Annotated in this window: 18 protein-coding genes; 4 read left to right on the plus strand and 14 right to left on the minus strand. The window is 66.4% G+C overall.

The genetic code is table 11. The annotated features are described in order from the left end of the window. Positions 1–12: 12 nt before the first annotated feature. The 11 genes from DFR50_RS03005 to secE form a co-directional block, all read right to left on the minus strand. Positions 13–411, minus strand: coding sequence for a VOC family protein (locus tag DFR50_RS03005; protein WP_170153028.1), 399 nt, complete (start codon positions 409–411; stop codon positions 13–15). Then, entirely contained in the window at positions 408–1433 is a 1026-nt protein-coding gene (locus tag DFR50_RS03010) for a hypothetical protein (RefSeq protein WP_113887701.1), read from the minus strand. The genes DFR50_RS03005 and DFR50_RS03010 overlap by 4 nt, the downstream gene beginning before the upstream one ends. Positions 1434–1441: 8 nt before the next feature. Further along, entirely contained in the window at positions 1442–2998 is a 1557-nt protein-coding gene (locus tag DFR50_RS03015) for an MBOAT family O-acyltransferase (protein ID WP_113887702.1), read from the minus strand. 3 nt (positions 2999–3001) lie between these two features. After that, entirely contained in the window at positions 3002–3964 is a 963-nt protein-coding gene (locus DFR50_RS03020; protein WP_147262642.1) for a class I SAM-dependent methyltransferase, read from the minus strand. Positions 3965–3978: 14 nt separating this feature from the next. After that, a complete protein-coding gene (locus DFR50_RS03025; RefSeq protein ID WP_113887704.1) occupies positions 3979–4926 on the minus strand; it encodes a class I SAM-dependent methyltransferase in 948 nt (315 codons plus the stop codon). Next, the gene (locus DFR50_RS03030) at positions 4923–6848 is read right to left on the minus strand and encodes an HAD-IIIC family phosphatase (protein ID WP_113887705.1); all 1926 of its coding nucleotides are present in this window, start codon (positions 6846–6848) and stop codon (positions 4923–4925) included. Before DFR50_RS03030 ends, DFR50_RS03025 begins: the two co-directional genes overlap by 4 nt. Before the next feature lie 51 nt (positions 6849–6899). Continuing rightward, positions 6900–7151 (minus strand): acyl carrier protein, encoded by a 252-nt coding sequence (locus DFR50_RS03035; protein WP_113887706.1) that lies wholly within the window; start codon positions 7149–7151, stop codon positions 6900–6902. A 250-nt stretch (positions 7152–7401) separates the two neighbouring features. Continuing rightward, positions 7402–8349 (minus strand): protein-methionine-sulfoxide reductase catalytic subunit MsrP, encoded by a 948-nt coding sequence (gene msrP / locus DFR50_RS03040; RefSeq protein WP_113887707.1) that lies wholly within the window; start codon positions 8347–8349, stop codon positions 7402–7404. A 104-nt stretch (positions 8350–8453) separates the two neighbouring features. Next, positions 8454–9272, minus strand: a complete 819-nt coding sequence (locus tag DFR50_RS03045; RefSeq protein ID WP_113887708.1) for an acyl-CoA thioesterase — start codon at positions 9270–9272, stop codon at positions 8454–8456. A gap of 52 nt (positions 9273–9324) precedes the next feature. Then, positions 9325–9855 carry a transcription termination/antitermination protein NusG gene (gene nusG, locus DFR50_RS03050; protein ID WP_113887709.1) on the minus strand — a complete coding sequence of 177 codons (531 nt, stop codon included), beginning with the start codon at positions 9853–9855 and terminating at the stop codon, positions 9325–9327. Between the two features lie 29 nt (positions 9856–9884). Continuing rightward, positions 9885–10082 carry a preprotein translocase subunit SecE gene (secE, locus tag DFR50_RS03055; protein ID WP_113887710.1) on the minus strand — a complete coding sequence of 66 codons (198 nt, stop codon included), beginning with the start codon at positions 10080–10082 and terminating at the stop codon, positions 9885–9887. 334 nt (positions 10083–10416) lie between these two features. Between secE and DFR50_RS31850 the strand changes: the two genes are divergently transcribed. The 4 genes from DFR50_RS31850 (at position 10417) to DFR50_RS03070 (ending at position 15319) form a co-directional block, all read left to right on the plus strand. Beyond that, positions 10417–10584 (plus strand): hypothetical protein, encoded by a 168-nt coding sequence (locus tag DFR50_RS31850; protein WP_170153029.1) that lies wholly within the window; start codon positions 10417–10419, stop codon positions 10582–10584. Between the two features lie 142 nt (positions 10585–10726). Beyond that, the gene (locus tag DFR50_RS03060) at positions 10727–12691 is read left to right on the plus strand and encodes a PAS domain-containing sensor histidine kinase (RefSeq protein ID WP_245427278.1); all 1965 of its coding nucleotides are present in this window, start codon (positions 10727–10729) and stop codon (positions 12689–12691) included. Next, entirely contained in the window at positions 12682–13416 is a 735-nt protein-coding gene (locus DFR50_RS03065; RefSeq protein ID WP_113887712.1) for a response regulator, read from the plus strand. Before DFR50_RS03060 ends, DFR50_RS03065 begins: the two co-directional genes overlap by 10 nt. Before the next feature lie 262 nt (positions 13417–13678). After that, complete coding sequence (locus DFR50_RS03070; RefSeq protein ID WP_113887713.1) at positions 13679–15319, plus strand: arylsulfatase; 1641 nt, start codon at positions 13679–13681, stop codon at positions 15317–15319. 108 nt (positions 15320–15427) lie between these two features. Here DFR50_RS03070 and DFR50_RS03075 read toward each other — a convergent pair whose 3' ends face one another. From DFR50_RS03075 to DFR50_RS03085, 3 genes are all read right to left on the minus strand, one after another. Next, the gene (locus tag DFR50_RS03075; RefSeq protein ID WP_113887714.1) at positions 15428–16531 is read right to left on the minus strand and encodes a 2'-deoxycytidine 5'-triphosphate deaminase; all 1104 of its coding nucleotides are present in this window, start codon (positions 16529–16531) and stop codon (positions 15428–15430) included. Positions 16532–16574: 43 nt separating this feature from the next. Continuing rightward, positions 16575–17840: an MFS transporter gene (locus DFR50_RS03080; protein ID WP_113887715.1), complete on the minus strand. Its 1266-nt coding sequence runs from the start codon at positions 17838–17840 to the stop codon at positions 16575–16577. A gap of 139 nt (positions 17841–17979) precedes the next feature. Next, complete coding sequence (locus DFR50_RS03085; protein WP_113887716.1) at positions 17980–19023, minus strand: branched-chain amino acid ABC transporter permease; 1044 nt, start codon at positions 19021–19023, stop codon at positions 17980–17982. Position 19024: the final 1 nt, after the last annotated feature.

A 19024-nucleotide genomic window follows, 5' to 3' on the forward strand; every position in this document is an offset into this window, starting at 1 on the left:
CGGCGGGCCCGGTCAGAGCAACTGGACGAATTCCACGATCACCCCGCGGGTCGCGGCGGGTCGCAGGAAATTGCAGAGAAACGGGCCCGCGCCCTTGACCGGCTCGGACTCCAGAAACGTCATGCCTCGGGCTTCGTAGTCGCGCATGGTCGCCATGAGGTCGGCAACCTCGAGGGCGATGTGATGCAACCCGCCGGCGCCCTTGTTGAACCGCTCGAGCGGTCCGCCCCGCGGGACGACGAACTCGATCGGCGACCCCTTGCCCGCCCTGGCGAAGATGCACAGAGCCGACCATTGCGGCACGAAGCCGCGATAGTCTTCCTCGAGGCCGAGGGTCGCCATCATCGCAAAGGCGTCTTCCTCGCTCGGCTGCACGATGCCGACGTGATGGAGCGGCAGTCCGGCGATCATGTTCCCGCCTCCCCGAGCCATTGCGCGACCGGCCCGACCAGCCAGTCGGTCAGCACCTCCGCGCCGTGACGGGTGAGATGTCCGTAGTCGGCGTACCATTCCGCGTGCGTGGACAGGAATCCGGCGTTCAGCACCGGGCCATAGCGCTCGTACAGCGTCCGCTCCTGAACGTCCGCGAGCGCGCTCGGGCCGGTGTAATACGGCAGGAACACGAAGGCCACCCGGACGCCGTTCTTCTGCGCCATCTCCGCGATCTTTCGGACATAGTGGCGCTCGTCGCCGAACTCCACGTCGGCTAGGCTCGCCGGCAGAAACGGCGGGTGGTTTCCGCCCTCGAGCTTTCTGACGCCGCGCACGAGTTCGTCGTGCGACGCCGGATTCTCGCCGTCCTTGACGTGTCCGTCCGGCAGGACGAGGCTGCCGGTCGTGTCGACCGACGGTCCCCGGTAGCGGGCGGGATCGAATCGCCTGGCGAGGCCGAACGCGTCCGGGAACCAGCCGGCGCCGAACAGGCGCATCTGCCGGAAGGGCAGGTAGATCAGGTCCGAGACGTAGTTGACGTCGGCGAGATAGCCCGGGTCGACGATGTCCCGGCGGCGGGCGAGGTATTTGTACGCCGAATGACCGTAACGGGACGGCTTCTCGATCACGCCGAGGACGAGCAGCTTCGGCTTTTTCGCCGCGAACAGTTGTTCCGCGACCGCCCAGTTGATGTTTCTCCCGGTCTCGGGCAGCGAAAAGTTGACCACGTTCGACGGCAGGCCGCGCGCCTCGAGCGCCTGCGCGAGCCGCGGCGCGTTCACCCCCGCCCCCATCCGCGACGGCCCCAGGAACACGACATCGATCGGCTTCGGATCGAAGTGGATGCGCTCGTAGATCCAGCGCGCGTTGGCGTGAATGGTGCCGTCGAGCAATTGCCAGCGCTGGTAGGGGTCGTCCGGCAGGAAGGCCGCGACGGCGGCCGAGGCGAGCGCCACGGCGAGGACGACCAGGATCTTCCGGAAGGCTCTGAGCGGGACCATCGGACGCCCTAGAAGTTGAAGTACAGGAACACCGCCTGCCCGCGCTGGATGAACGTCACCCCGAGGAACAGGACCACGCCGAGCGCGATCAGCCCGACCGTGTTCGGCCGCCAGGCGAAGGCGATCGGCGGCCGGGCGACGTCGCTCCACTCCTTCCAGTTGTAGGCCGGATCGAAGCGGGACATGATCTGCTGGGTGTTGGGAAAGAAGGCCACGATCGCGGCGCAGACGACGACCGTCGCGGCGACGTCCCAGGCGGGCGCGCTCGCGAACCCGCCGCGCAGGCCCGCCATGCCGGTCCAGACGGTCGCCGCGGCGCCGACCGTCTTCGCCCGGAACACCACATTGGCGGCGAGAATGGCGACCAGCGTCACGACCCGCGCCGCCGCGCGTCGCGCGGGTCCGGGCTCCGCGAGCTTCCTGCCCAGCTTGCGCAGCCGCCGCTGCAGCTTCGTCCGGCGCTCGCGCCAGATCTCGAACGCGCTGACGTAGACGGCGTGCATGACGCCGAACAGGACGAAGGTCCATCCCGCCCCGTGCCAGACGCCGACGATGACGAAGGTCAGAAAGGTGGGCAGGCCGACGCTGACGGCGAACGCGCCCCAGCCGGAGAGACCGAGCCGCCAGGTCGAGCGGATCAGCGACAGCGACAGCGGCTGGAACACATAGGCGTAGATCATGCGCTGCAGCGTCATGTGCCAGCGCCGCCAGTAGTCGGCGATGTTGGCCGCGCGCAGCGGGGAATGGAAATTGAGCGGCAGCTTGACGCCGAACATCCGGCCGAGGCCGATCGCCATGTCGGAATAGCCGGAGAAGTCGAAATAGACCTGAAAGGTGTACAGGATCGCCGCCAGCCATCCGGAGACGAAATCGACGGCGCCGCCCTTGTCGGCGACGAGAAAGAGCTGGTCCGCGTAGCCGCTCGCGGTGTCGGCGATCACGGTCTTCTTGGCGAGGCCGATCGCCATGATCGCCAGTCCGACGAGGAGGTTCCTCCCGATCAGACGGCCGAACAGCGGCCCCTGAAGCTGCGGAACGACCTCCTTGTAGTGCACGATCGGTCCAGCGATCAGTTGCGGGAAGAACGCGGCGAACAGCGTGAAGTCGAGCAGGCTCATCCGACGCGCTTCGCCGCGCGAGGAGTCGACGAGATAGGCGATCTTCTGGAAGGTGTAGAACGAGATCGCGAGCGGCAGGACGATATGGTCGAGCGTCCAGTCGGCGCCGGTGAGCGCCCTGACGTTGTCGACGAAGAAATTGGCGTATTTGAAGTAGCCGAGCATGCCGATGTCGACGACGAGGCCGACCGTGAGCCACAGCCGCGACGCCTGCTGCCGCTTCGCCGCGACCGCCTTCTGGATCTGGTCCCCAACGAGGTAGTTGAAGGCGATCGAGAACAGCAGCAGCCACAGATAGACCGGCCGCCACCAGGCGTAGAACCCGAGCGAGAGAGCCGCGAGCGTCGCCTTGGCGAGCGTCGGCGTCGGCCGCCGGCCCGCCCAGTAGGTCAGGACCAGGGCGAGCGGCAGGAAGCCGAACAGGAAGGGAAACGAGTTGAACAGCACCCGCTACGCCCGCTTCGCCGTCAGAACGCAACTGATCGGCAGTTGCTTGCGCAGCGCCCGGTCGAGCGTCGCGCCGGCGACCGGGAACGCCGCGGCGCGGACGATCTCGAGGCCCGCCGAGCGCACGGCCTCTTCCGCCTCGGCTGGCGAGCGCAGCAGATACAGATGGTCCGGCGCCGGGCCGTTGGCCGGGACGTTGATCCACACCGTGCCGTCGGGGGCCAGCAGGTCGCGAATGCGCTCGAGAGCCAAATCCGGCCGTTCCAGATGTTCGAGCACTTCGCTGAACACGATCGTGTCGAAGCGCCCGCGGTTCTCGGTGAGCGCGCGATCCGAGGCGAGGTCCATCAACCTGACGTCGACGCGATCCGACTGCCCGAGCGTGGCGAGAACGCTTCGGACATGGCGGACCGAGGTCTCGCTCACGTCCCAGGCGGCGAGGCTCGCGAAGGACCCGAACCGCAGCGCCAGATGCAGCAGCATGCCGTGACCCGGGCCGATCTCGAGATGCCGTCCGCCCGGCGCCGCCCGCGGCAGATACACCTTCGCGAAGTCGTTCATCGCGCTGGCGTGGTTGAACCACAGCGCGTCCGACACGAACAGGCCGTTCATGTACGGGCCCATCACGGCCGGGTTCGAGTAGACCTCGCGGTCGGCCTCGGCGAACGTCGTCAGGCGATAGCGGCCCTCGCGCGCGAAGTGCAATTCCTCGGGATAGACGATCTTTTCGCAAAGGTGGCGATAGTCTGCGGCGAAGGACTCCAGACTTTTTCCGCTGGCGCGGGAGACGCGGGCCAGCAGGTCGGCGATGACCTCGGTCGTGTCGAGCAGGTCCGGCGAACGCCCGGCGAAGCTCGCCCGCAGGAATTTCTCGTGCTCGGGCCAGACGGAAACCACCGAATTCCAGACCGCCGAGGTGGCGGGCCCCGCGCCTTGCACGAACCCAGGATCAGGGGTCTCGATCACGCGCCGCCTCCCTCTCACTCGGGCCGGCCGACGACGGCGGCCGACACGCTGATCTTCTGGGCCAGGGCCGTTTCCACGGGCCTGCCCTGCGTGGCGTAGAGTTCGATCCGGTCGATGCGATACCCGGCGCCCTCGACCAGCGCGACGACGTCCTCCCGCGACGAAAACAAGGCGAGGTGGTCCGGCGACGGGCTGTTGATCGGAACGTTGACGAAAATGCGCCCCCGCTCGGACAGCGCCGAGCGCAGGAAGCGCAGCGCCTCTCCCGGCGCCTCGAGATGCTCGAGCACCTCCGAGATGACCACGAGGTCGAAGCGCCGCTGCGCCGGCTCGGCCCGCAGGATGTCGGTGCGGACGAGGGCGACGGGCTTCGCCGCGCCGAGTTTCTTCAGCGCCGCCCGGGTCTCTTCGAGCGATGTCGCGCTCACGTCCCAGGCCTCGAGCGAGCGGCAAAGGGGCGAGGCCGCCGCGAAAGCAGTCATCAGGCCGTGGCCCGGGCCGACCTCGAGATAGTCGAACGGCCCCTCCATCGCGCCGAGCACGCGCGCCAGGAACATTTCCGTCGTCGCCGCGTGGTTGAACCAGAGCGCCTGCGTCAGCAACAGCCCGCGCATGTAGCGGCCCATGTAGACGTCGTTCGAATAGACCTCGGCGTGGGCTTCGGCGAAAGTCGACAGGCGGTAACGGCCTTCGCGATGAAAGAAGATCTCCTCCTCGCGCAGCCGGTCGCAGGTCCAGCGATAATCCTCGCCGAAGCGCGCCTCCTCGCCGGCGATCAGCTTGAGGATCGCGGCGGACACGGTCTCGCTGGCGTCGAGCACCGCTGGCGACCGTTGGCCGAAGCTTCTGAGCAGGAACTTCTCGTGCTCCGGCCAGGCGGCGAGCGCGATCCCGGCGAGCGCCCGCGCCGACGGCCGGCCCGCGAGCGTCAGGTCGAGCGAGGCGGCGTGCGGCGCCGTCATGCCGCGGCGTTTTCCGGCGCGAGGAAGCCGTCGGCGACCGTCATCTCCAGCGCCGGCGCGACGAAGCGGTCGAGATCGAGCCGCCACGTCGTCGCGCCCCCGGATTCGTCCTCGAGCGCGAAGCCCAGGTTCCGGTAGTGATCCTTGACGATCGCGTTCCGGGGCGAGGGAATGTAACGGCCGATCAGCGCGCGCGCCCCCGCCGCCCGCGCCGCGCCCGCGAGATGCGCCAGGCACGCCTCCTCGACGCGCCGGCCGAGGACGCGGCAACTCATCAGCCAGGTGTCGATCGCCCAGGCGTCGGGGCCCTTGTCGGCGATCAGAACGGCGATGACGCCATTGTCGCCGAACCGGTCGACGAGGCGGACCTGGGCGACGTGACGGGCCGGATCGCGGATCGCGGCGGCGAGTTCGCCTTCCGACCAACGGCGGGTGGTCAGGTTGAACTGGTTGGACTTGTTGACGAGCTGCGCCACCCGGGCGCGCGTCATCTCGCTGACGGGGCCGATCGCGCACGCCATCTCGAGCGACGCCAGGTAGGCGCCGACGTCGGCGCTCGCGCTGAGCGCCGCGGCGCGCCGGGCGTTGGCCTGGTACATCTCGGCGCGCGCGCGGTCCTCCTTCGAGACCGACACGGCCTCGAAATAGCCGGCCGCAGCGAGCATGCGCGGGAAGAGCGCTGGGTCGTCGGGAAGCTCCGGCACGCCGACGAGCGGCAGTTCGCTTCGCACCTGCATCCGCTCGGCCGGGTTGTCGTCGAGCAGCACCAGCGCGTCGACGCCGATGTTCAGCGTCTCGGCGATGGCGCGCAGGTTGGCCGCCTTGTCGGTCCAGTTGGCCTGGAACACCGCGATATGGTCCTCGCGCAGGAGCATGTCCGGGTGCTCGCGGAACGGCGCCCGGGCGGCGGCCTCCTCGTTCTTGCTGCACACGGCGAGCACGACGCCGCGCGCCCGGAGCGCGAGCGCCATGCGTTGCACGGCGAGATGGGCTTCTCCAGTCGCCGAGCCCTGGCCGATCACGATGCCGCCGAGGCCGTCGTCGCCGACCACGCCGCCCCACAGGGTGTTGTCGAGGTCGAGCACCAGGCACTTGCGCGACAGCCCGCGAACCGCGGCCATGGCGCGGGCGACCACGTCGGCATAGACCGGCAGGAGCGAGGGCGCGAAGCCGAGCTTCGCGGCGTGCCACTGGCCGGGGTCGTCCCAGGCTTCGAGGCCGACGCATTCGGCCAGATGCGCGACGTCGACCAGCACAACGCCGCCGTCCGCGGCCCAGTCCGCGACGCGCCGGTTGAAGGCCGCGGTCATCGACAGCGGCGAGCCCGGCTCGATGCGGTCGTAGCTGCCGAACAGCGGCTCGAGCGGCGCCGCGACCGTCTGGACGAGAATGGCCGAGCCGATCGACGGCCTCAGGCCCTCGACCGTCCTCCGCACCTGCCCGAACGCGCGCTCGACCGTCTCGTCCGCGGCCGCGCGCGAAGCCGCCGGCCGGTCGAGCCCGAGGACGCGCGCGTCGCTGACGATCAGCGCCATGTCGAGGCCGGCCGACCGGACCGGGCCCGACGGGTCGAGCGCGTCGAGCGCCGCGCGATTGAATTCGCCGACGAAGGTGTCGACCGCCAGCCTGTGCCTGAGCGCCGTTCCGGCGATCGCCGGAGCGATGAGGGACAGCGTGCCGTCCCCGAACACGCCGAGTTTCACCGCGCTGAACGGCGCGGGCGCGGCGCCGGCGTCGCAAGCCCCGGCGGCGAGCCGGGCGAGGCTCACGAGCTGGTTTTCGTCCAGCGCATGATTGGCGAGCGCATAGAGCCTCATGCCGAGGTCGTCGCCGCGCCCGCCGCGCATCTCGCTCCGCAGCGCGCGCGCCTGATCGCGAAAATCGCCGGGCGCGGGTCGGAGCCAACTCAACGACTTCAACATCCGCGCCCTCCGAAAGTGATGACGACGACCGAGGTTCTCATGCTTACGCGGTCAGGCCGGCTGCTTGGCCTCCACCAGCGCGACCAGATCGCCGACCCGCCGCAACCGTTCGATCTCGGCGTTGGTGAACTTCACCTTGAACCGGCGCTCGACGGCGACGATCAGCCGAATGTGGCTCAGGCTGTCCCACTCCTCGATGTCGTCGGCAGTCGTGTCGGGGGTTACGACGACGTCGTCGACGTCCATGTCGAACACGTCCGCCATGATCTCCCTGATGTCCCCAAGAATGACCTCGCGGCTCATGCAACCTCGCTCACGCCTCGCGTGTCGTGTTTGAAAAAGATTTTACGATTATTTGGACGCCGACTCCGAAGGACCGGCGTTGCATTCCACCTGCCGAACTCCTGACACAGGGTCGGGCGGAAATCAAGTCTCGTACGGTTTACACTGTGAATAGACTGAAAAGAAAGATCAGCGCGAGGGTCACTATCCTATCTATTGACTATATATGCAGCCGCGCCGGCGTTCCGCGGCGGTGCGCCGGCGCGGACCGTCACATGAACAGCGGCTCCTGCTCAAGGCCCTTGTAGAGCGACGCGACCTGGTCGCCGTAGCCGTTGTAGATCAGCGTCGGGCGCAACTGCCCGTCGTTGAGGAACGTCTCCTTCGCCTGGCTCCAGCGCGGATGCGGCACGGCCGGGTTCACGTTCGCCCAAAAGCCGTATTCGTCGGGTCCGAGCGTCTCCCAGAACGTCTCCGGCCGCTTGTCGACGAACGAGACGCGGACGATCGACTTGATCGACTTGAAGCCGTACTTCCACGGCGTGGCGAGGCGGATCGGCGCGCCCTGCTGCTTCGACAGCGGCTTGCCATAGGCGCCGGTGGCGACGAACGTGAGGTCGTTCGTCGCCTCGGCCATGGTCAGCCCCTCGACATAGGGCCACGGCATGAACGAGCGCTGCCCCGGCGCCATCTTCTTGTCGAGGAACGTCTCGAACCGGACGTAGGTGGCCGAAGACAGCGGCTTGGCGAACGCGACGAGCTTCTTCAGCGGAAATCCGGTCCACGGGATCGCCATCGACCAGGCCTCGACGCAGCGGTGGCGGTAGAGCCGCTCCTCGAGCCCCATCGCCTTGATCAGCGTGTCGATGTCGACCGTCTGCTCCTTCTCGACGAGGCCGTCGAGTTTGACCGTCCACGGCCGGATCTTCAGGGCGCTCGCGTCAAGGCGCTTGCTCGTGCTGAATTCGTAGAAATTGTTGTAGGTGAGATTGTACTTTTCCGGGGTCACGTCGCGGTCGAGCGCGTAGGCCGGATTGCGCGCGGCGGGGTAGAGCCCCGCCGACGGATCGGCGTCGTCGGCGCGGGCGCCCTGGCCGGAGAGCGCGAGCGCGCCGGCGGCGCCGAGCCCGGCGAGAAAGCCCCGCCGGTCGAGAAACAACGCCTCCGGCGTCGCCAGACGCTCCGGAATCTCCCAACCGTTTCGGCGGACGACATGCATGAGCCAACTCCTCGCGGCCTGGATACGGAGCCGACGCAGGCCCGGACTGCTATCAGCGCTGACTTTTCGGCGCGAGCGAGGCGGTTGTTACGCCGGAACCGCGCTCATTCCTTGTACCAGGTGATCTGGACGCCGTTGGCGACGAGCCGTCCGTCGGGCGTCCAGAGGGCGCAGGTCTGATCCGCAAAACCATTGTGGAAGATCGCGGCGTCGGCCTCGCCGATCAGCGGGGTCGCGCCGGCGGCGGCGAGTTCGTCGCCGCCGACGTGGAAATAGGTGGTGAGCGAGACCGTCGCCATCGGCTGGAAGGTGCCGCGGGCGTGCATGATGCGCACGAAGAAGGCGTCGGAGAGCGCGGCCAGCGACAGGAAGTCGAGCGGCCGCGCGGGCGCGTCCTCGATCCAGGCGAGGCTGCGTGGACTCAGGATCCGCCCGTCGCTGCGCGGATAGCCGTCGAGGTCGCCCTCGACGAAGCGGAACGAATAGCGGCGCGTCCATTCCGGCCGCCCGGTCTTGCTCATCTCGGCGACGGTCTCGCGCGGCGGCGCGGTCGGGCCCTTGACGGGATAGTGCGACCAGACGGGCTTGCGGGCGCCGCAGACGGCGCTCGCGGTGGTGCAGACCACCCCCTTCTGCTTCAGTTCCATCGACCAGTGCTGCGTGGTCCGGCCGCCGCGCTGGAGTTTGGTCTCGATCTCGAATTCGCCGTCGGCGATCGCGCCGCAGAAATTGACGGTGAGCGCGATCGGATCGGCGAGGCGGCGCGGATCGACGAGGACCGCGTTCAAAAGCGCCGCCGCCGTCACGCCGCCGAACGGGCCCGCCATGTTGGCGTAAGCGGGCTGAGTCGCGCCGGCGTGCCAGCCTTCGCCGAGCGGCACGAGGCGGACCGCCTCGTCGAGCGCGTGCTGCGCCGGTTGCATCGAACCTCCGAGTCGATGGAGGAGCGCGGGCGGCGAGACGCCGCCGCTCCCGTCAGACCTTCTCGACCTGGCCGAATTCGAGGTCGACCGGCGTCGCGCGGCCGAAGATCGACACCGCGACCTTGACGCGCGAGCGGGACTCGTCGACCTCCTCGACCGTTCCGTTGAACGAGGCGAACGGCCCGTCGGCGACCCTGACGTTCTCGCCGATCTCGAAGCGAATCGCCGCCTTCGGCCGCTCGACCCCCTCGGCGACCTGACCCTTGATCCGGTCGGCCTCGGAATCGGAAATCGGCATCGGCTTGTTGTCGGCGCCGAGGAAGCCGGTGACCTTCGGCGTGTTCTTGATCAGGTGGTAGACCTCGTCGGTGAGGTCGCACTTCACCAGCACATAGCCGGGGAAAAACTTCCGTTCGGTGTTGATCTTGCGTCCGCGCCGCACCTCGACGACGTTCTCGGTCGGGACCAGGATGTCCTCGAACTTCTCGGTCAGGCCGCGCTGGGCCGCCTGTTCCGTGATGGATTCCTTGACCTTCTTCTCGAAGTTGGAATAGGCGTGGACGATATACCAGCGCATGGTCATGGTTTTCAGGTTCCGAAATGGGGCGCGCGTCAGCCGCTGCGGCCGAAGCCGAGCGCGAGGCCGACCGCCACCCGCAGGACCTCGTCGACGACCGTGAAGAACAGGCTGGAGAAGACGACGAGCAGCAGCACGAGCCCGGTCGTGATGAGCGTCTCGCGTCGGGTCGGCCAGACGACCTTCGCCGCCTCGGCGCGGACCTGCTGGATGAATGCGAACGGGTTGGTCATGCCGCCGTTTCCGGTGAGGTTTTGGGATCGGCCGGCCACGAAGGCGCCGGCCAGAAAAACTCGCGGCGCGGGGCCTCTCGGCGCCGCGCCACCGGATGCTCTTACAGGAAAACCGCCGCGACCGCCAAGCGAAATGTGACGAACGGTCGTAGAACCGTCATCGAGAGCCCGCTGCGCCGGACTCTCGTCCGTCACCCGGCGCCGCGGAGGGCGAGCGGCGCCCGGAGACGGACGCACACGACGCGACGCGGACGGCGCCGTCATGGGGAGCGGTTGTGTCCGCGCTCGCGCGCATCGACCTCGGGTCGAACGCCTCGGCGGACGAGGACAAGCGATGCAGATCGCAACGCTGTTGGCGCGTCTGAAACTCACCCCTCTCGTCGCCTTGCTCTCCTGTCTGGCGACGATCGCCCGGGTCGACAAGTCGAATGCTTTTCGTGGCAACATAAGTGATATTATAGGTTTGAGTAATTTTACGCCGACAATTAAAAAATATAGTTGACTTAACACCAGTCTCTATGACCACAGCCTTACAAGATGCGACTTTAATTTGAGATCCCTTCGACCTGCGCCGACATGGTGGCCGCACATCTCCCGACTTGAACCGGCAGGATGGAAACATTATGCAAGTGATAACGGGCCGGATGCCATCCACCGTGGGCCGCCCCCGGCGGCCCAACGGCAATGAAACCGGCACAAATATACGTTCTCTCTCGGCGAGTCGAACCGCGCTTGCCGTAAACGCTCTGTTTCACGCAATTGTCAGTTCAACCAGCGATGCAATCGTCTGGAAATCTCTCGATGGCGTCATTCGCGGGTGGAACCGAGGCGCCGAATTAATACTTGGTTATACAAGAGCCGAGATGATCGGACAATCCATCCATCGTATCTTGCCCGACGACCGGCTTATCGAAGAAGCATTTATTTTTGAGCGAATCCGGCACGGCGAACGGGTCGAGCCATTTGATACCGTTCGGCTGCGGAAAGACCAGGCAAGCGTTCACGTCTCGATGACCGTTTCCCCGATTCTGGATAGTCACGGCCATATTGCCGGCGTTTGCACGATCGCGCGCGACATCACCGAACGGGTCCGGATCGACGAAGCGCTGATCGCCAGGGAAAGAGAGCTTTACCAACTCGCCGAAGCCATGCCCCAGGTCGTCTGGAGCACCGAAGCGGATGGCCGGAACACCTATTTCAATCAGAGATGGGTCAGTTACACGGGGCTCAGCCTGGAAGAAAGCTATGGCGATGGCTGGACCAAGCCCTTTCACCCCGACGACCGGCAACGGGCCTGGGACGCCTGGCGGAACGCCGTCACCTGTGGCGGCGGCTATTCCCTGGAGTGCCGACTGCGGCGCGCGGACGGCGTCTATCGCTGGTGGCTGGTGCGGGGCGTCCCGTTCCTCGACGCGAGCGGCGTAATCACAAAGTGGTACGGGACATGCACCGACATCCAGGACATGAAACAGGCTGAAATCGAAACGAAGCGGACCCGGCAATTGCTGGCTGAAAGCGAGGCGCAGTTCCGCGGCGCCTTCGAAACCGCCGCGCACGGCATGGCGCTGGTGTCCATCGATGGGACATTCACCAAGGTCAATCAATCGCTCTGCAAGATGCTTGGCTATACGGAAAGCGAATTTCTGCAAACCACGTGTCGGAGCATCACCCATCCCGATGATCTGGAAGCCGACCTCGCTCACGTGCGAGCGCTGCTTCACGGCGAGACCGATCACTACGACAGGGAGAAACGATATCGCGTCCGGAGCGGCGGCGTGGTCTGGGTCCTTGTGAGCGTCTCCCTGATTCGCGCCTGTGACGGCGCGCCGAGCCATTTTGTCGCGCAGATTCAGGATATCAGCGACCGCAGGGCGGCGGAGGCGGTGCTTTGCGGGAAAATGACCACGTCGTCGCGGCTTTCGGCCCTTGGCGAAATGGCGGGAGGGATCGCGCACGAGATCAACAATCCCCTCGCCGTCATTCATGCTCTGGCCAGCGATCTTGCCGAACAGGGTTTCTCGGCGCCGGGGGAGGCGGCGCGGTGCGGCGGGGAGATCGCGCAATATGCCGATCGAATTGCAACAATCGTCCGGAGCCTGCGGCATATCGCGCGCGACGGCGAAACGGACCCCTTCGACGAAGCCTCGATCAGCGCGATCGTCCAACAGACGCTGGTCCTGTGCCGGGCGCGATTCCGCGATGAAGCGGTCAAACTCGACGTCCCGCCGATCGATCCGGAGTTGCGAATTCTGTGCCGGGAGGTGCAGTTCTCACAAATACTCGTCAATTTGCTGCAAAACGGGTTCGACGCCGCGCAGGCGCAGACGGGAGACAAGTGGGTTCGCCTGGAGGTCGTGACCAATGACGACCAGGTGACCCTCTCCGTTATCGACAGTGGAAAAGGGATCCCCGAGGCGTTGAAGAAACGAATCATGGAGCCGTTTTTCACCACCAAGCCGGTGGGCAAAGGCGTAGGGCTCGGCCTCAGCGTGTCGAAGAAGATCGCCGAGGACCATGGCGGGACACTGGAGGCGCGCGAAAGCGGCGGAAACACCTGTTTTTCTCTGTGTCTGCCGCTTGTTCGTCATCGGAGCGCTGGATGCGCCTGAAAGACGCGAGCATTCTCGTGGCCGATGACGAAGTTCGCCTGCTCTCGATTTTCAAGAGATGGTTCGAGCAGGAGGGCTGCCGTGTCTTGACCGCCGAAGACGGCGAACAGGCGCTGGCGCTGCTGCAGAACGAGCCGGTCGATATGCTGATATCCGATATTCGCATGCCGAAGATGGATGGTATCGAGCTGGTCAAGCATGTGAAACAACTTCAGACGTATTTTCCCAAGATCATATTTATCAGCGGCGATAGCGACATCGACGAACGCGAGTCCTGCCACCTCGGCATTCACAGGAAGTTGGCGAAGCCAATCGCCCGCGCGGCCCTCGTCTTTGCGGTAAAGACGTGCCTGACCGGCAAGGAGGCGCGATGGAGCGAGCCCTTCGCCATCGTCCCGGAGCAAAATCTCACGGCTGTTTTCGCCAGCGTCGAGAGCGCAAAGAATCAAGGTCTGATTGCGTTCGGGCACGGAGGGTTCAACATTCGCTCGACCCTGGCCGTGGCACGGGGCGAGACCATCGGACTGAAGCTGGAATTCGCTGCCGATCGCAACGCATTGGCGGGGCAAGGCGTCGTTCGCTGGCGAGGCGAAGGGCACATCGGCGTCGAGATAACCTTTGTCGAGGATTCCAATCGTGCATGGGTGATCGATCTGACCGAACAGAACGTGACAGGTTCGTTCATTCCGCGCAGCGCCGGCGTGGCGAGCGCTCAGCCGCGGTAGCGGAACGCCGCCCCGCGCGCTTCCCGCCCCGCGCCGGACCTGCCTTGTCCTCAACCGAGGCGCAGAGTCTGGCCGGAGCGCCCGTCGATGAAGACTCGCCGAAATGTTGAATTGACGAGCGCCCACCCTTCGAAGCGAAAATTGATCTGTGATCCCCCTGATCATGGAAAGTGGCGTTTCCAGAATTGGCGGTCTATTACGCTTGCCTGCCGCCCGGGAGCCGAAGATCGGTTCGGCGAGAGGCCGCGCAGGGGAGGAACGCATGATATTCAGGCAGACCTTGAGGGCGGTCGCCATCGGTCTCGGCGTCGCCATGGCCGTCGCGCTGCCGGGAGCGGGCGCCGACGCGCAGGAGAGAAAGCCTAACATCGTCGTCGTCATGGGCGACGACATCGGCATGTATAATATCGGCGCCTATCACCGCGGCATGATGGCGGGCAGGACGCCCAACCTGGACAAGATCGCCAAGGAAGGCATGCTGTTCACAGACTACTACGCCGAAGCGAGTTGCACGGCGGGTCGCGCGAACTTCATCACCGGCCAACTGCCGATCCGCACCGGCATGACCACCGTCGGCCAGGCCGGCGCATCTATCGGCCTGCCGGCCGAAGCCGTGACCATGGCGACCGTGCTCAAGTCCATGGGCTACGCGACCGGGCAGTTCGGCAAGAATCACCTCGGCGACAGGAACGAATTCCTGCCGACCGTGCACGGCTTCGATGAGTTCTTCGGCTATCTCTACCATCTCGACGCGATGGAAGACCCCGCGCACCCCAATTATCCGCAAAACCTTCTCAATGTCGTCGGTCCGCGCAACATGATCCACAGCTGGGCGACCGACGTCGACGATCCGACCGAGCAGCCGCGCTGGGGCAAGATCGGCAAGCAGAGGATCGAGGACGCCGGTCCGCTCTATCCCAAGCGGATGGAGACGGTGGACGACGAGATTCGCGACCTCGCCATCAATTTCATGGACAAGGCGAAGAAGGACGACAAGCCGTTCTTCGTCTGGCTCAATCCGACGCGCATGCACATCGTCACGCACCTCTCGCCGAAATACGAGGCGCTGCGCAATTCGGACAACGGCTGGTCCGAAGAAGAAGCCGGCATGGCGCAGCTCGACGACGACGTCGGGCTGGTGATGAAGAAGCTCGCGGACCTGGGCGTGGACGACAACACCATCGTCCTCTTCACCACCGACAACGGAACGGAACAGTTCACCTGGCCCGACGGCGGTCAGACGCCGTTCGCTCAATCCAAGGGAACGGTGCTCGAGGGCGGCTTCCGGGTGCCGGCGCTGCTACGCTGGCCCGGTCACGTGCCCTCTGACGCCGTGCAGAACGGGATTGTCTCAGGGCTCGACTGGCTGCCGACCTTCGCCGACATCGCCGGCAATCCGAACATTGCCGACGAATTGCTGAGGGGCAAGACGATCGGCGACCGGACCTACAAGAACCATCTCGACGGCTACGACCAGGTGGCCGCGATCACCGGCAAGGGGCCGTCCAATCGGCACGAGATCTACTATCTCGGCGAGAGCACGATCGGCGCGGTGCGCATCGACGACTACAAGTTCCGATTCATCGACCAGCCGGACGGCTGGCTCGGCCAGAAGACCCATCCGGACGTTCCCTACATCACCAATTTGCGCCTCGATCCGTTCGAGCGCACGGGCTGGCCGACCAACGGCACGAAGGACGGCTCACAGCAGTACTTCGACTGGTTCAAGTTCCAGTTCTGGCGCTTCGTCTTCGTCCAGCAGATGATCGCGAAGGAACTCCAGACCTTCATCGACTATCCGCCGATGCAGCGGGGGGCGAGCTTCAGTCTCGACGCGATCAAGGCGGAGATGCAGAAGAAGATGGCCGAAGCCGAGGCGGCGGCCAAGGGCCCAAGCAACTAGTTTGGCGACGACGCCGCGGTCGGCTCGCAAGGGCCGCCCGCGGGATTTGAGCGCCGGAAAGACAGAGAGTCGTGACCCGGCTCAACCCACGCGGCCTCGTCCCGCGCCCTAGCCGCGAAAATGTTTCGACAGCTTCAGCCCCTGGTGCTGGTAGTTGGACGTTTCTCCCGCGCCGTAGAGTTCGTCGGCGGCGTCGGCGAGCTTTTCGAACACCAGCCGCCCGACCGGCTGCCCGTCCTCGAGCAGGAACGGCACGTCGCGCGAGCGCACCTCCAGCACCGCGCGCGCCGAGGGGCGCCCGTCCGGCCCCTGGCCGAAACCCGGATCGAAGAAGCCGGCGTAATGGACGCGGAACTCGCCGATCGCCGGGTCGATCGGCGCCATCTCGGCGGCGAGGTCGGCGGGAATCTGCATTTTTTCCCGCGAAGCCAGGATGTAGAACGCCTCGGGATCGAGCACCAGCCGCCGGTCCTGCCGCGCAAGGATCGGCTCCCAGAAGTCGGCGGCGGCGTAGCCCGCGACCCGGTCGACGTCGATGACGTCGCTGTTCTTGATCGCCCGATAGCCGACCACCTCGCCCGGTTCGCCGGCGAGGCCGACATGGACGATCAGGCCGTCGCGAACGCTGAGCGGCCGGTCGACGAGGGCGCGGGATTCGTGCCGGCCCCTGATCGCCTCGGCGTCGAGCGGCGCCGCGCCGCCGGCGCGGAAGCGCAACTGGTTGAGCCGCGTCCCCTGCCGCACCCGCACCGAAAAACTGCGCGGCGAAATCTCCGCCCACAGCGGCCCGGCGTAGGACTCCGGCACGGCGTCGAACGCGTCCGAGCCGTCGACGATCAGGCGGGTGAAGATGTCGAGCCGGCCGGTCGAACTCTTGGGATTGGCGGCGCCCGACACCCCGGCCGGGAGCGCGAGGCGCTCGATCAGCGGCGCGATGTAGACGATGCCCTTTTCCAGCACCGCGCCGTCCCTCTCCAGCGACACCCTTTCCGGATTGAGGCTCGTCAGCCGCTCGCGGACGCTCGCCCCGCTGCCCGGCAGAAAACTCGCGCGGACACGAAAGGCCTCGGCGCCGAGCCGGAGGTCGAGGCTCGCCGGCTGCAACTGGCCATGCTCGATGGGCGCCGACGCGGCGACCGCGCCGGTGTGGACCAGCGCCAGGATGCGCTGGCGCGCGAGCAGTCCCGTCGCGGGCTCGGTATCGGCTGTCATCGCCCGGAAGCCTAGCAGAGAATTGTCGGAGGCGCGCGGCGCGCTACGCCGCGGATCTTGCGAACAGCGCCTCGTCCGAGAGCATGAACAGGTAAACGCCGGCGCCGAGCAGGGCGACGACCGCGGCGGAGGCCATGGGGATCACCCACGAGCCGGTCGCCTGGAGGAGGAATCCGACGATGATCGGCGCCAGCAGGCCGCCGATATTGCCGAAACAGTTCTCGATCGCCGCCACGACGCCTTCATGATGGAGCGGCGACACTTCGGCGTTGGCCGCCCACACGACGCTGTTGGTGAGAAAGATGCCGAACACCGCCACCGAGAGGCATGCGATCGCCGCGGTCAGCGAGTCGACATAGGCCGTCAGCAGACAGACCATCGCGAGCGCCATGCCGGCGACCAGAAACACTTTGCGCGCTCTGACGATCGGCCAGCCCCGCTTGATCAGGATGTCGGACCCGCGCCCGCCGACGATGACGCCGACGAGGCCGAACAGCCAGGGGATGGAGCCGTAGAGGCCGGTGTTGAGCGCGGTGAGGTGATGCTGCTGGATCAGATAGGTCGGCAGCCAGCTGATGAGAAAGTAGAGGTTGAACAGCATCGCCGCGTGGCCGAGCGACAGGCCCAGGATATTTCTGTTCGACAGCAATTGCTTCCAGCTCGGCTTGGCGCCCGTGTCGCCGCGGCTGGCCTTGGCGATGTTCTCCACGAGGAAGCGGCGTTCCGCCGCGTTGGCGCCGGGATGGTCTTCCGGATTGCGATAATAGAGCAGCCAGACGATCGCCCACGCGATGGCGATGGCGCCGGTGACGACGAAGATCATGCGCCAGCCGAACGCCCAGAGCAGCCAGCCGACGAACGGCGAACTGACGAAGACGCCGATCGGAATCCCGGCGACGCCGCCGATCGCCGCGGCGAGCCCGCGCTCCTGGTCGGCGACCCAGATCCCCATGACCTTGGTGGTGGCGGGAAACGCCGGCCCTTCGCCGACGCCGAGCAGCACGCGCCAGCCGACCAGGGAGCCGAGGCCGCCGGCGGTCGCGGTCAGCATGGTGGCGCCGCCCCAGACGAGCGCGGCCGCGCCATAGAGCCAGCGGACGCCGACCCGATCCAGCGCCAGCCCGAGCGGGATCTGGACGAGAAAATACGTCCAAAGAAACGCCGACAGGACGATCCCCATCTCCCCCGGGCCGATATCGAACTGCTTCATGAACGTCGGCGCGACATAGGAGAGATTGACGCGATCGGTGTAATTTATAATGATCGCAATCAACAAAAGCGCGACGATGCGCCATCTTATGTTTGTCATCGCCTCGTCGCCCCATGAGGGTTGTCGCTTCGGGGACGGCCTCGCCCGCTCGAGCGACCGCTCCCGTCCACCGGCTTAGCATCATTGCGACCGATTGGCAGCCGTTGAAAAACCACAATCGGCCGACGCGGACGCGCCCTCAGCCCACCGTCCTCGCGGCCGGGGCCTCCTGCGCGTCCGGGCCCGCGACACGCTCGGGCGCGCCCGGCCCGGGCGCATGGCCGGCCGGCAGGATGTCCGGAAAGCCCCAGCGGCGGCAGGCGCCCCACAGGCCCTTCGGCTCGAACAGGATGACGCCGATCGAGATCACTCCGAGCAGAATCAGGTACCACGCGCCGAAATCGGCCAGCCATTGCCTGAGCAGGAAGAACAGGATGGCGCCGAGAATCGGCCCTTCGAGGCTGCCGATGCCGCCGATCACCACGATGAAGATGATGTCGATCGTCCAGTCGGTGATGTTGAACGAGGCGGTCGGGGCGACGCGCAGCTTTTCCAGCGCCGTCATCACGCCGGCGAGGCCGAGGAACGGCGCCGTCCACAGGAAGCAGAGGATGCGGGTCCTGACGAGGTCGACGCCGGACGAGCCCGCCGCCTCCTCGTTGTCGCGCATGGCGGTCAGGCCCAGGCCGATGCGCGAGCGCAGCAGCGCCCAGGTGGCGAGGAAGGCGATCAGCGCCAGCCCGAGGCTCAGCGCGTAGAACATGTCGATTCGGTCGCCGAGGCGCGCGCCGAACTGCTTGACCACCGGGATCGGCAGGCTGGTGCCCGAGCCGCCGCCGAAGCCCGGCAGCTTGCCGGCGATCAGCATCAGCACATCGGCGGCGACCCAGGTGCCGACCGCGAGATAGGCGGTGCGCAGGCGGAAGATCACCGCCATCACCGGCACGGCGATCAGCAGCGTCGTCAGCGCCGCGAGCGGAACCGCCGCCCACACGCTCATGTGGAGAAGCGCGGTGAAGCCGAAGAAGGCGTAGGCGCCGACGCCGACGAAGCCCTGCTGGCCGACCGAGATGATGTCGGCGTAGCCGGCGAGCAGGTTCCACATCAAGGCCAGCGTGACGACGATGAAGAACTCGGTCAGCACCGTCAGGCTGTTGGCGTCGAACAGCCAGGGCCCCGCGAGGCAGGCGAGGACGCCGGCCGCGAGGATCGCGCGGGCGCCGAGAAGCATGGGCGTGGACATC

This window comes from Roseiarcus fermentans (assembly GCF_003315135.1).
GTDB classification, from domain to species: Bacteria; Pseudomonadota; Alphaproteobacteria; order Rhizobiales; family Beijerinckiaceae; genus Roseiarcus; species Roseiarcus fermentans.